This is a genomic window from Pseudomonas sp. HD6515, from assembly GCF_024971855.1.
In the GTDB taxonomy this organism is placed as follows: Bacteria; Pseudomonadota; Gammaproteobacteria; order Pseudomonadales; family Pseudomonadaceae; genus Aquipseudomonas; species Aquipseudomonas alloputida.
Window position 1 is genome coordinate 2,624,667 of record NZ_CP079827.1, and the last position, 12,088, is coordinate 2,636,754.

General features: G+C 61.6%; 14 protein-coding genes. 12 read left to right on the forward strand and 2 right to left on the reverse strand.

The window, feature by feature from the left end; genetic code table 11:
* Window positions 1–40: 40 nt before the first annotated feature.
* Window positions 41–982 carry a LysR family transcriptional regulator gene (locus KW568_RS12035; protein WP_003254134.1) on the reverse strand — a complete coding sequence of 314 codons (942 nt, stop codon included), beginning with the start codon at window positions 980–982 and terminating at the stop codon, window positions 41–43.
* 142 nt (window positions 983–1,124) lie between these two features.
* Here KW568_RS12035 and KW568_RS12040 point away from each other — a divergent pair, with 142 nt between their 5' ends.
* The 3 genes from KW568_RS12040 to KW568_RS12050 all read left to right on the forward strand — a co-directional run bounded on the left by KW568_RS12040 (window position 1,125) and on the right by KW568_RS12050 (window position 4,579).
* Window positions 1,125–2,267 (forward strand): iron-containing alcohol dehydrogenase, encoded by a 1,143-nt coding sequence (locus KW568_RS12040; RefSeq protein ID WP_004574218.1) that lies wholly within the window; start codon window positions 1,125–1,127, stop codon window positions 2,265–2,267.
* Window positions 2,268–2,311: 44 nt separating this feature from the next.
* Entirely contained in the window at window positions 2,312–3,655 is a 1,344-nt protein-coding gene (locus KW568_RS12045; protein WP_004574217.1) for an MFS transporter, read from the forward strand.
* Between the two features lie 138 nt (window positions 3,656–3,793).
* The gene (locus KW568_RS12050; RefSeq protein WP_004574216.1) at window positions 3,794–4,579 is read left to right on the forward strand and encodes a 2-keto-4-pentenoate hydratase; all 786 of its coding nucleotides are present in this window, start codon (window positions 3,794–3,796) and stop codon (window positions 4,577–4,579) included.
* Here the strand turns inward: KW568_RS12050 and KW568_RS12055 are convergent.
* Entirely contained in the window at window positions 4,569–5,387 is an 819-nt protein-coding gene (locus KW568_RS12055; RefSeq protein WP_004574215.1) for a helix-turn-helix domain-containing protein, read from the reverse strand. The two genes, KW568_RS12050 and KW568_RS12055, sit on opposite strands and share 11 nt — an antisense overlap.
* Window positions 5,388–5,493: 106 nt before the next feature.
* Between KW568_RS12055 and KW568_RS12060 the strand changes: the two genes are divergently transcribed.
* The 9 genes from KW568_RS12060 (at window position 5,494) to KW568_RS12100 (ending at window position 12,040) form a co-directional block, all read left to right on the forward strand.
* Entirely contained in the window at window positions 5,494–5,808 is a 315-nt protein-coding gene (locus KW568_RS12060; protein WP_003254127.1) for a hypothetical protein, read from the forward strand.
* Window positions 5,805–6,230 (forward strand): MAPEG family protein, encoded by a 426-nt coding sequence (locus KW568_RS12065; RefSeq protein ID WP_004574214.1) that lies wholly within the window; start codon window positions 5,805–5,807, stop codon window positions 6,228–6,230. The genes KW568_RS12060 and KW568_RS12065 overlap by 4 nt, the downstream gene beginning before the upstream one ends.
* A 71-nt stretch (window positions 6,231–6,301) precedes the next feature.
* On the forward strand, window positions 6,302–6,535 hold the full coding sequence (locus KW568_RS12070; RefSeq protein ID WP_004574213.1) for a hypothetical protein: 234 nt from the start codon (window positions 6,302–6,304) through the stop codon (window positions 6,533–6,535).
* A 316-nt stretch (window positions 6,536–6,851) separates the two neighbouring features.
* Window positions 6,852–7,883, forward strand: a complete 1,032-nt coding sequence (pstS, locus tag KW568_RS12075) for a phosphate ABC transporter substrate-binding protein PstS (RefSeq protein ID WP_003254123.1) — start codon at window positions 6,852–6,854, stop codon at window positions 7,881–7,883.
* 70 nt (window positions 7,884–7,953) lie between these two features.
* On the forward strand, window positions 7,954–8,922 hold the full coding sequence (gene pstC / locus KW568_RS12080) for a phosphate ABC transporter permease subunit PstC (RefSeq protein ID WP_004574212.1): 969 nt from the start codon (window positions 7,954–7,956) through the stop codon (window positions 8,920–8,922).
* A complete protein-coding gene (gene pstA / locus KW568_RS12085) occupies window positions 8,919–9,812 on the forward strand; it encodes a phosphate ABC transporter permease PstA (protein WP_003254119.1) in 894 nt (297 codons plus the stop codon). The genes pstC and pstA overlap by 4 nt, the downstream gene beginning before the upstream one ends.
* A gap of 50 nt (window positions 9,813–9,862) precedes the next feature.
* Window positions 9,863–10,648: a phosphate ABC transporter ATP-binding protein PstB gene (pstB, locus tag KW568_RS12090; protein ID WP_003254117.1), complete on the forward strand. Its 786-nt coding sequence runs from the start codon at window positions 9,863–9,865 to the stop codon at window positions 10,646–10,648.
* A 94-nt stretch (window positions 10,649–10,742) separates the two neighbouring features.
* The gene (locus tag KW568_RS12095) at window positions 10,743–11,441 is read left to right on the forward strand and encodes a hypothetical protein (protein WP_004574211.1); all 699 of its coding nucleotides are present in this window, start codon (window positions 10,743–10,745) and stop codon (window positions 11,439–11,441) included.
* Window positions 11,441–12,040 carry a hypothetical protein gene (locus KW568_RS12100; protein ID WP_003254112.1) on the forward strand — a complete coding sequence of 200 codons (600 nt, stop codon included), beginning with the start codon at window positions 11,441–11,443 and terminating at the stop codon, window positions 12,038–12,040. Before KW568_RS12095 ends, KW568_RS12100 begins: the two co-directional genes overlap by 1 nt.
* The last annotated feature ends 48 nt before the right edge of the window (window positions 12,041–12,088 follow it).

A 12,088-nucleotide genomic window follows, 5' to 3' on the forward strand; every position in this document is an offset into this window, starting at 1 on the left:
TCGGCCTGGACTTCCCAGTGGCTTCTGCCAGGAAACCGCATTAACTGTCGCAGCGCTGTCGGCCCTGCAACAGCAGCAGTTCGGTGAGCGTGTCCATGGCCGGTGTTGCCTGGCTGCCTTTACGGGTTACCAACTCGTAGGGGTCGCTGACCGAGCCCATGCTCAAGGGCAGTATGCTGACCTGTTGATTCATTGCACATTGCTGGGCCACGTCGATCGACACCAGTGCAACGAAGTCAGGACGGTTTTGCAACAGCGACAAGGTCGCCAGGATCGAAGTGGTTTCAACCAGGTGCAGCGGGAAGCGCAGCCCGGCATCGTGAAATTCGCGCTCCAGTTGCACGCGCATGGGCATGTTGGCCCGGTAGACGATCCAGCGGCTCTCGGCCAGGTCGGCAAGGCTCAGGCTTGGCGCATGCTTGAGCGGGTGGTCGATGTTGGCGATGACCGCCAGTGTCTCATCCTGGACAAAGGTGCTGGCGAACAGCTGCGGCGTATTGCTGACACTGGTGCGGCACAGGGCGATGTCCAGGCGGCCGCTCTCGATCTGCGTCAGCAGCGACTGGCTGGTGTCTTCGATGATTTCGAACGACATCTGCGGCTGGATGCTGGCCAGCTGTGACACCGCCTTCATCAGCAACGGCACCGCGCCCATGATCGCCCCCACAGCCAGCCGGCCGCCGACCCCACGCAGGATCGCATCCAGATCGTGCCGCAGGTTGGCGATATCGGTCTGCAACAGGCGTGCGTAGCGGATGGCGCAGTGTCCGGCGGCCGTGGGCTCCAGGCCTCGGTTGGTGCGGTTGAACAGCACAGTGCCGAAGGTGGTTTCGATTTCCTGCAAGGCCTTGCTGGCACCAGGCTGGGTAAGCCCGACGCTGCTTGCTGCACCGAGCAGCGAGCGGTGCTCGTCCAACTCGATCAACAAGCGCAGGTGGCGGGCGTGCAGGCGGGACATGATCGAATTGAGCGATGGGGTCATCTGGTATTCGTCCTGGTTATACCGATATGGATTGTTCTCAATACCATGGCCAGCCGCGCATTCCTATACTGGCGCTGCACAGTGTCGCATCCAGTGCGGCTGAAACGCCCAGAACAATAAAGCCAGGAGCCTGCCAAGCCTTATGTCCCTGATCAACTACATCACCCAGATCCAATTCGATATCGGTGCCATTGCCTGCCTGCCCGCCGAATGTGAGCGCATTGGTATAACCAGGCCTTTGATCGTGACCGACCGTGGCGTGCGTGCCGCCGGTATCGTCGATACGGCGTTGAACACCTTCGCCAGCGACACCGCACAACTGCCGATCTACGACGGTACGCCACCCAATCCCAACGAGCATGCCGTGCGTGAGGCCGTGGCCATGTTCAAGGCATATGGCTGTGATGGCATCATCGCCATTGGCGGTGGCTCGGCAATCGACCTGGCCAAGGGGGTGGCTGTGTGTGCCCGGCACGACGGCCCGTTGAAGGGCTTTGCGGTGATCGAGGGCGGCCTGGCCCGGATCACCCCGGCAACTGCGCCGGTGATTGCCGTGCCGACCACCGCCGGCACGGGGAGCGAAGTCGGGCGCGGTGCCATCCTTATACTCGATGACGGGCGCAAGGTGGGGGTGATCTCGCCCCATGTGGTGCCCAAGGCCGCCATCTGTGACCCGGCACTGACCCTCGGGTTGCCGGCACAACTCACGGCTGCCACCGGCATGGACGCGATTGCCCACTGCCTGGAAACTTTCATGGCACCTGCCTTCAACCCGCCTGCCGACGGCATTGCCCTGGACGGCCTGTGGCGGGCCTGGCGCTTCATCGAACGAGCCACCCGCGCGCCGGGCGACCTGGACGGGCGCATCAACATGATGAGCGCATCGCTGCAAGGTGCGCTGGCCTTCCAGAAAGGCCTGGGCTGCGTGCACAGCCTTAGCCACGCGCTGGGCGGGATCAACCCGCGCCTGCACCACGGCACCCTCAATGCGATCTTCCTGCCTGCCGTCATTCGCTTCAACCGCACGGCCGAAACGGTGGTGAGTGAACACAAGATGCAACGCATCGCCCAGGCGATGGGGCTGGCCGATGACAGCCAGATCGAAGATGCCATTCGCCACATGACCCGTACGCTAGGCCTGCCGACCGGCCTTGGCGAACTGGATGTCAACCCGGACCTGTTCCCGCGCATCGTCCAGGGTGCGTTGGCCGATCACAGCCACCGCACCAACCCACGTGAGGCATCTGCCGAGGACTACCAGTGGCTGCTTGAAGCGTCCATGTAAGCCGTTACCTGCTGTTTAACCAATAACAACAAAAGTGAACGCCCATGAATACCAAATATGCGCAACCCGGGCTTGCCCGCGAACCTGAAGCGGTCGCCAGCTCGAACCCGTTCAGAAAGTACCAGGTCATCACCGTCAGCCTGTTGCTGGTGATCGGCATCATCAACTACGTCGACCGCAGTGCGCTGTCGATTGCCAATACGTCCATCCAGCGCGACATGGGCATCACGCCGTCACAGATGGGCATTCTGCTGTCGGCGTTTTCCCTGGCGTATGCCTTTTCGCAACTGCCCTTGGGCATGATCATCGACCGCCTGGGCAGCAAGATTTCGCTGGGGGCGGCCCTGCTGGGCTGGTCGGTGGCACAGACGGCTTCTGGCCTGATCAACAGTTTTTCTGCATTCATCGGGCTCAGGGTGGTGCTGGGGATCGGCGAGGCGCCGATGTTCCCGTCGGCGGCCAAGGCGCTGGCGGAGTGGTTCGAGGCCGAGAAGCGGGGGACGCCGACCGGCATCGTGCTGTCATCGACCTGCATCGGGCCGTGTCTGGCGCCGCCGTTGCTGACGCTGCTGATGGTCACCTGGGGCTGGCGCGGCATGTTCATCGTCACCGGAGTGTTCGGCATTCTGGTTGCCGCCTGCTGGTTCGCCTTCTACAAAAGCAAGGCGCGGTACCTGGCTGAACTGCCTGCCGAGGCGCGTGAGCAACTGCTGGCGGCCCAGGCGCATAAACAGGCGGTGCCAAGCGCCAGGCCCAGTGTGCAGGCACAACTGGCGGCGTGGGCCGAACTGTTCCGCCACAAGAGCACCTGGGGCGCAGTATTGGGCTTCATGGGGGTGATCTACATGCTGTGGCTGCACCTGACCTGGCTGCCAGGCTACTTCGAGCGCGAGCATGGCTTGAGCCTGTACCAGACCGCCTGGGTGGTTTCACTGGCCTATGTGTTCGGCGCGTTGGGCACCATTGTTGCGGGCCGCATCTGCGACCGCCTGGTGAAGAACGGTGCCAGTGTGCTGGGTAGCCGCAAGCGGGTTGTCGTGACTGCGTTGTTCGCGGCGGCCGCATTCACCGTTCCCCTGTCGTTCGGTAGCGGCTTTCTGCTCAGCGTGGCGCTGCTGTGTTGCGCGCTGTTCAGCGTGAACATGGCCAGCTCTACCGCATGGATGATCGCCAACACCGTGGTCGATAGCCAGCGCGTGGCCTCGTTTGGCTCGATCCAGAACTTCGGCGGCTACCTGGCAGGCTCTGTGGCGCCCATCGTGACCGGGTTCAGCATTCAGCAGACCGGGTCCTTCGCTTCGGCATTCCTGATCAGTGCCGCCGTGGCCGCGGTTGCTGCGATGGCTTATGTGTTGTTGTTGAAGCAGCCGGTTTCCACTGATTGCTGAGCATGCACCTGCAGGTGGATTTCATAAGGTAGTTCAATAACAATTTGTGAAGATTGGCATCATGACAATATATTTATCATTATCAATTTCAGGTCATAGCATCTGTTGCCTGCCATCGCCTATCTCAATGAGGTCTTGATGAACCGTTCGCTTTTCGTACACCAACGCACTGCAGCCTTGCTACTGCAACACTGGCGCAGCGGTGACCTGCTGACGGAACTGCCCGCCAGCCTCAAGCCCGAGACATTGAAACAAGGCTATGACAGCCAGGACCAGTTGTTTGCTGCTGCCGCAGGCCAGCGCGCCGGGTGGAAGCTGGGCGTCGGCAGCCCGGCTGGCATGCGTGCAGGCAAGTTGTCGCGGCCCTTGATTGGCCAACTGGAAGCGGGGCGTTGCCATGCCGATGGCGCACATATCCCGCTGCCAGCGGTTACGCCGGTGACCATCGAATGCGAAATTGCCTTCGTGCTGGACCGGGATATTCCTCCGCAAGCCGGGCGCGTACCGGTGAGTGAGGATATTCGCGCCACGTGCGTCACCTTTGAAGTGGTGCGTTCGCGCTTTGTCGACCGCAAGGCTGTCGGCTGGCCAAGTTTTGTGGCTGACAACGTGGGGTTTGAAGCATTGGTGGTCGGCAATAGCCTGGGCGCCGGTATCAATGTGCCGTTGCTCGCCGACCTGGCCGAAACCACCGAGGTGCATGTGGATGGTCAATGGCGCGCCGGTGGCTTGTCTGGCGATGCGGCCACCGACCCGCTGGTGTCGCTGGCTCACCTGTACGCGCACGCTGCCGAGCGTGGCCAGACCTTGAAGGCCGGGGATATCGTGACCACCGGGGCCATGTGCCAGCCGTTCGACCTGCATGAAACAGGCCACCAGGTCAGCGCCAGGTTCCTTGGCCAGACCCTGACGTTCACGCTGTAACGGCCGACCATTGCTCGAACGCTGCCAGCATTCTTTGCCGGGTCTGTGGGTCGGCGGGGATCAGGTGTTCGATGCGCAGTGACTGCACGGTGACATCCTGCGGCATGCCAAAGGTGGTGAACGTGGACAGGAACCGCAACTCGCCATACGGGGTGTTCACGCGGGTCAGCAGCAGAGGGGGGGCTGTCGTCATCTGGCACGGACTTGCCGGTGCCGGCAAGTCGCGCAAGCGCGCTGCCAGTGCCGAATTGCCTGCGGCCTCCCTGGAGGCACGTTGCCAGGCTGCAGCGCGGATTTCCGGCGCGTTGGCCAAGTGATCACCCAGACCACCGGGGCACAGCAATGTCTGCAGCAGGTTGAGGCCGGTTGCCGGCTGTGCGCTGACACCGGCCATCGCCAGCAGCAGCCCGGTACTGGCGTTGGCGGCGATGACGTCCCAGTGGCTGTCGATGACGATCGCCGGAGCGGGGTTGTTCACCTGCAGAATATGCTCGATGGCAGTATTCACCAAGGCCAGTTCAGGCGCATCGAGTGGCGTGGCGGCGTAGCGGGGCGCGTATCCTGCAGCAACGAACACTTCGTTGCACCGCTGCAGCGGCGCATCCAGGGCCGAGAGGAGGGCATGCAATGTGCCTGGGCTGGCTTTGGCGCGTCCTGTTTCCACACAGCTCAGATGACGCTGCGACAGCCCCGTCAGCAGCGCCAGCTCCAGCTGGCTGAGGTTGGCCTGACGGCGCAGTTCGCGAAGATGCTGGCCCGCTGAGATGTGCGGGGCAGGGGTGCTGCGATGGAACAGATGCTGATTCATGCGTTGCCCTGATCGTCCTTGAGTGCAATGTCCATGACCTCACGGGTCATTGAGTGCAAGCAACCCTATCACTACTGTGCCGGCAAACCCTATCAAGGAGAGCTATATGGGCTTGCGTATCTGCGCGCTGGCAATACTGGTGCTGTTTTCGCTGTATACCGGCTGGACCATGCTGATTGCCGAGCAATCGCTGCTGGCATTCGGGCTGGCACTGCTGGCGCAGCCGGACACGGCCCAGGTGGTCATCGACCTGTACCTGATGGCCGGGCTGGCCGGTTGCTGGATGGTGAGAGACAACCGCATGCGCGGCAGCGCCGGGATCGCGGTGCTGCCTTACCTGCTGCTGACCGTCGTGTTCGTTTCGCTGGGGCCGTTGCTGTACCTGGTGATCAGAGGCGTTGCCGAGGGGCGCCAGCCATGAGCAGTGCCTTGCAGGCCTATGCGCTGTGTGTGGTGGTGCTGTTCCTCAAGATGTTCCTGGTTTCCTGCTATCAGGGCTATCACCGCTTGCGCTTCGTCGCGTTCACCAACCCGGAGGACGCTGCCGTGTTCGGGCGCGTCGCCCAGGCCGCAGAACGCCCGCAGGTGATACGGGCTGCCAAGGTATGGGCCAACGACCTGGAGAACATTCCCCTGTTCTTTGCCCTCGGCGGGCTGGCTGTTGCGCTGGAAGCCGCCACGCTACCGGTGTTGTGGCTGAGTGTGGTGTTCACGGTTGCCAGGGTCCTGCACACGCTGGCCTACCTGCGCGGTTTGCAGCCCTGGAGAACGTTGTTCTATGGCATCGGGGTCATTTGCCTGCTGGGATTCTGCTTACTCATCACCGCGAGAATAGGCGGCTGAACCAAAATATTGCATGAGTCATCTTGATGCTTTCACATAGCAGTACTAATACTTAAGCACTGCCGAAGGGGATGATCATGCAGACACGCTTCGTTGTGGTTCCCGCAGTGCCACTCAAGAAAGAGCCTTATCCTCGGCGGCTTGGCTTTCCCGCCGCACTGGGGGAGGGTTACGACCTCTACGATACCCAGGACAAGATGCGTCTGAGCCTGAACTTTTCCACCCGTGCCCAAGCCGAGTTCGAATGTGCATGCCGCAACCGCTGTGCGGATGCCGGTGATGCAGGTCTTGCCGGCATCGGTTGATCGCCTGCAGTGGCCAGGTTCTTGTTCCTGGTGCTGCGTTACAGGGTCTTCGCGCTTGCCGGTTTGCCTGAACGGTTGAAACCCTGCGCGTCTAAAAAGTGCCGGCTAATGGGCGAGCGGTGCTTTGGCCTCGTACGGCCGTCATCCAATCGGCACATTCAAGCGTTAGCGTTGAGGCCGGAGCCGTTTCAGGGTTCCAGCTCGGCGCCTGATGGCACAGTCAATAAGCTCTACCGCGCGGCCTGCCATTCAATAGTCACAAAGTTGTAACACAGCTGATGCAAAGTGTGCCGGCCATCACATGGAGCACATTTTGATGAAACGCCTGATGAAGTCTGCTGCACTCGCCGTTGCCGTTTCCCTTTGCGCCACCTCGGCAGCCTTTGCTGCAGAAAACGTTCGGTTGACCGGTTCGGGCGCCAGCTTCCCTGCACCGATCTACCTGACCTGGTTCAAGGACTTCAGCAAGAACACGGCTGGCGTCACCGTCGATTACCAGTCCAAGGGCAGCGGCGCGGGCGTTCAGGACTTCCTGAACAAGACCGTCGACTTCGCCGCCAGCGACTCGGCCATGAGCGAAGCAGACATTGCCAAGGTTGGCGAAGGCGTGCAGTTGCTGCCAATGACCGCCGGTGAAATCGTCCTGGCTTACAACCTGCCGGGTAACCCTAAAGGGCTGAAGCTGCCGCGCGACGTCTACTCCAATATCTTCCTCGGCAAGATCACCCAGTGGAACGACCCGCAAATCGCGGCGGCCAACCCTGACCTGAAGCTGCCTGCCACCCCGATCACCGTGGTCGTGCGTGCCGACTCCAGCGGCACCACTGCCGTCTTCACCAAGCACCTGTCGGCCATCAACGCTGACTTCAAGCAAGGGCTGGGCGAAGGCAACACCGTCAACTGGCCGGCCACCGACAAGTTCATCAAGTCGCCGAAGAACGACGGCGTAACCGCCACCGTCCGCCAGACCCCGGGCGCCATCGGCTACATCGAGTACGGCTTCGCCAAGCTGGCCAAGGTCGACTTCGCCATGTTGCAGAACAAGGCTGGCCAATACGTCGTGCCGAATGCCGAGAGCGGTGCCGAAGCACTGGCTGCGGTGAACATGCCGGAAAACCTGGTGGCCTGGCTGCCTGACCCGGACGGTGCCAAGTCCTACCCGATCACTTCCTATACCTGGATGATTTTCCGCAAGGACAACGGCAACCCGGAAAAAGCCAAGGCCATGCGTGAAATGGTCGAGTACAGCCTGACCAAAGGCCAGACCATCGCCGACTCGATGGGGTACATCCCGCTGCCGCCGTCGGTAGTCGACCAGGTGCGTAAAGCGTCCGCCAACATCCAGTAATACCCAGGCGCTCCCGGTATCGGCATGAAGCCATGCCGGGGGTGTTTGTCCCTTGTCCCGGAACTCGCCAATGAACACTCCTTTTGCCATACCGGATAACCCCGACTCCGCGTGCCAGCCACCGTCTGCGAAAGACTTTCTGGTCGATCGCACCTTCCGTGCGCTTGCGCGCATTGGCGTGGTGCTGGTGCTGGCGCTGGTCTTCGCGCTGGTCTACGAAGTGGGCCGCAAGGCACTGCCCGGCATTGAAAAGCACGGTTTTGACGTGTTGTTCGGCAGCGTCTGGGACGTTAACCAAGGCAAGTACGGTATTCTGCCAGCGATCTGGGGGACGCTGTACAGCGCCTTGATCGCCCTGTTGATCGCCGGTTTCTTCGGCGTCAGCATGGCCATTTTCCTGACCCAGGATTTCCTTCCGGCCAAGCTTGCCGCGGTGTTTCGCACCATCGTCGAGTTGCTCGCCGCCATCCCCAGCGTGGTGTACGGCCTGTGGGGCATCTATGTGGTCATCCCGGCGATTCGCCCGCTGACCGCCTGGCTGAACAGCGAGCTGGGCTGGATCCCGTTTTTCGGCACTTCCCTGAGTGGCCCAGGCCTGCTGCCTGCGGCGTTGGTACTGGCGATCATGATCCTGCCGACCATCGCGGCGGTTTCCCAGGATGCGCTGACCAGCGTACCGATGAAAACCAAGCAGGCTGCCTACGGCATGGGTACCACCCACTGGGAAGCCATCCTCAAGGTGATGGTGCCCTCGGCGGCTACCGGCATCTTCGGCTCGTTGGTGCTCGGCCTGGGCCGTGCACTCGGCGAAACCATGGCGCTGGCCATGCTGGTCGGCAACGCCAACACCATTTCCCTGTCCTTGTTCGCACCGGCCAACACCCTGGCGGCGCTGCTGGCGCTGAACTTCCCGGAAGCCGGCCCGAACGAGGTCGAAGTGCTGATGTACGCGGCACTGGTACTGATGTTCATCACCCTGCTGGTGAACGTCCTCGGCTCGATGATCATGCTCTACGCCCAGCGGGGTAACAAACAATGACTGACCTGACGACCCCTGTTGCCGCGCTGCCCAGCCTGCAGCGCAAGCTGGAAGGCCGCGCCCTGCGCAGCCTGGTATTGACCACCCTGGCATGGTTCGCGGCACTGGTGGCCAGCGTGCCGCTGATTTCCGTGCTGTACATGCTGATCACTCGCGGCGGGGCACGCCTTAACCTGGAAGTGTTCACCGAGCTGCCGCCGACCGGCTTCGAGATGGGCGGTGGTTTCGGTAACGCCATGGCCGGTACCTTCGTCATGGTCGGCATTGCCGCCGCCATCGCTGTGCCGGTCGGTATCCTGGCAGCGGTGTTCCTGGCCGAGCTCGGCCCGGACAGCAAGCTGGCCAATGCCGCGCGCTTTGCCGCCAAGATGCTCACTGGCCTGCCATCGATCCTGGCCGGGGTGTTTGCCTACGCCCTGGTGGTGATGACCACCGGTACCTACTCGGCACCGGCAGGCGGCGTGGCGCTGGCGGTATTGATGCTGCCGATCGTGGTGCTCACCGCTGAAGAGTCGATGAAGATGGTGCCCAAGATCATGAAGGATGCTGCCTACGGCATGGGCTGCACCCGTGCCCAGGTGATCTGGAAGATCGTGCTGCCTACCGGCCTGCCGGCCATCCTCACCGGCGTCATGCTGGCCGTGGCTCGCGCCGCTGGCGAAACCGCGCCACTGCTGTTCACCGCGTTGTTCAGCAACTACTGGATCTACCACGACGGCGACCTGGCGGTGATGAACCCCACAGCCTCGCTTGCGGTACTGATCTACAACTTCTCCGGCATGCCGTTCGACAACCAGCTGGAGCTCGCCTGGGCGGCCTCGCTGGTACTGGTAATGATCGTGCTGGTCATCAACATTTTGAGCCGAGTCTTCGGCAAGCCCAAGTATTGAGAAAGGGAGCATCCAACTTGAACGTATCCACTGCGCAAAGAGCCGCTCCCATGGTCAGCGAAGCCCCCATCGTCATGGACTGCAAGCTCGACAAGATTTTCTACGGTAACTTCATGGCCGTGCGTGACAGCCATGTGCCGATCAGGAAAAACGAGATCACCGGTTTCATCGGCCCTTCGGGCTGCGGCAAAAGTACCGTGCTGCGTAGCTTGAACCGTATGAATGACCTGGTGAAGGGCTTCCGCTTCGAAGGCCATGTGCACTTTCTTGGGCAAGATGTCTACGGCAAGGGCGTCGACCCTGTTGTAGTACGCCGCTATATCGGCATGGTGTTCCAGCAGCCCAACCCGTTCTCGATGAGCATCTTCGACAATGTGGCCTTCGGCCTGCGCCTGAACCGCTACAAAGGCGACTTGGGCGATCGCGTGAAGCACGCCTTGCAAGGCGCCGCGCTGTGGGACGAAGTGAAGGACAAGCTCAAGGTCAGCGGGCTGTCACTTTCCGGTGGCCAGCAGCAGCGCCTGTGCATCGCCCGTGCCATCGCCACCGAGCCGGAAGTGCTGTTGCTGGACGAGCCCTGCTCGGCACTCGACCCGATTGCCACCCGCCGCGTGGAGGAGCTGATGGTCGAGTTGAAAAAGGACTACACCATCGCCCTGGTGACCCATAACATGCAGCAGGCGATTCGTGTGGCCGACACCACCGCGTTCTTCTCGGTGGATATTTCCCAGGGCACCCGCACCGGCTACCTGGTCGAGATGGGCCCGACCGCGCAGATTTTCCAGAACCCGCGTGAGCAGCTGACCAGCGACTACATCAGCGGCAAGTTCAGCTAAGCCATACAAGCTCAAGGTGGGCGGGTGTTGCAGCCAGGAAGGTTGCAACACCCGGCCGCGTTACCTTCCGTTAAAGTGTTACCCGGGATTACCAATGCGAGCGACGCGTCGTCTTGATCTGTCAGCGGTAGAGCGCGCACTGCGCGAGGTGCAGGGCCGTTTTGCCGAACTCAGCCAGCATTTCACCGAACCGCGGGACCCGTTTACCGACGAGGTGCTGCTGAATGTGGTTGAAGGCTATGCGCTGATTGACGACTATGTCGCTCGCGGTATCGACCTGTTCGACCTGCAACAGCTGAACCTGATGCTGGAAATCAATGCCACCGTGCTATGCGGCAGCGATCCGGCCCGTCGCCTGGAATTCGCCCCGCACCTTGCGGCAACCGAAGCGCACTTTTTCAACAACGTGGAAGGTGGCATCAAGGATTTGTACAACTGGTACTGCGCGTACCGCAGCGATTCCATCTGGAAGCGGGCAGCGGGTGTGTATGTACGGATCCTCAGCAAGCCGCAGCTGTTCATCGAAGGCAACAACCGCACGGGTTCGCTTATTGTCAGCTATCTGCTGATGCGTGCCGGGCTGCCGCCATTCGTGCTGTCGCTGGACAACGCCGAGGGTTACTTCAACCCGTCCTCGGTCATACGCAACTCCGCCAAACACGGTGTCAAGGCTTTGTACGAACTCCCCAAGATCAAGAAAAAGTACGCCGCGTTCCTGGAAGCGAAGGCCCCTGAGCCCGGCAAGTTCTTCCTGAACGGCACGCCCGTGCCTGCCTGTGAGGGGAGCCGCTGATGCAAGGTTCATCCCTGTTCGCACGAGGGCGGCAAGCCATCGAACGCAAGCTCAAGCGTGGCCAGGTACGCATTTCGTTCGATATCGACGACACGCTGGCCTGCCTGCCCGAACACGCCGCCGCCGAGGACAGCAAGCTGCCGGGTTTCGTCCATCGCTGGCTGGGTGAGCCCCTGCGCAGCGGCACCCGCGAGCTGATCCGCGACCTGCGCCGCCAGGGCTGCAGCATCTGGATCTACACCTCCTCGGGGCGTACCCCGGCTTACATCCGCCGCTGGCTGATGCTTTACGGCATTCATGTCGATGGCGTGGTCAACAGCGATCGGCACCAGCACATCCTGGCCCAGAACGGGCTGGAAAACTCACCCTCCAAGCTGCCTTCGGCTTTTGATATCGATCTGCACGTAGATGATTCCGAAGGTGTGCGCCTGGAAGGTGTCGACCACGGTTTCCGCGTGGTGGTGGTGTGCCCGAAGGATGAGCACTGGGCGCAGAAGGTGAAGGACGCGGTGGTGGATGTGCAGGCACGGCTGGCCTGGCAGCAACCGCATCGCTATGAGATGCCCGCTTGCCAGCGTTCGCAGGCACTGGCTTCCTGAACGGACGCAATGCCAGCGACCGCGTAGCATCCTTCGCGGGTAAACCCG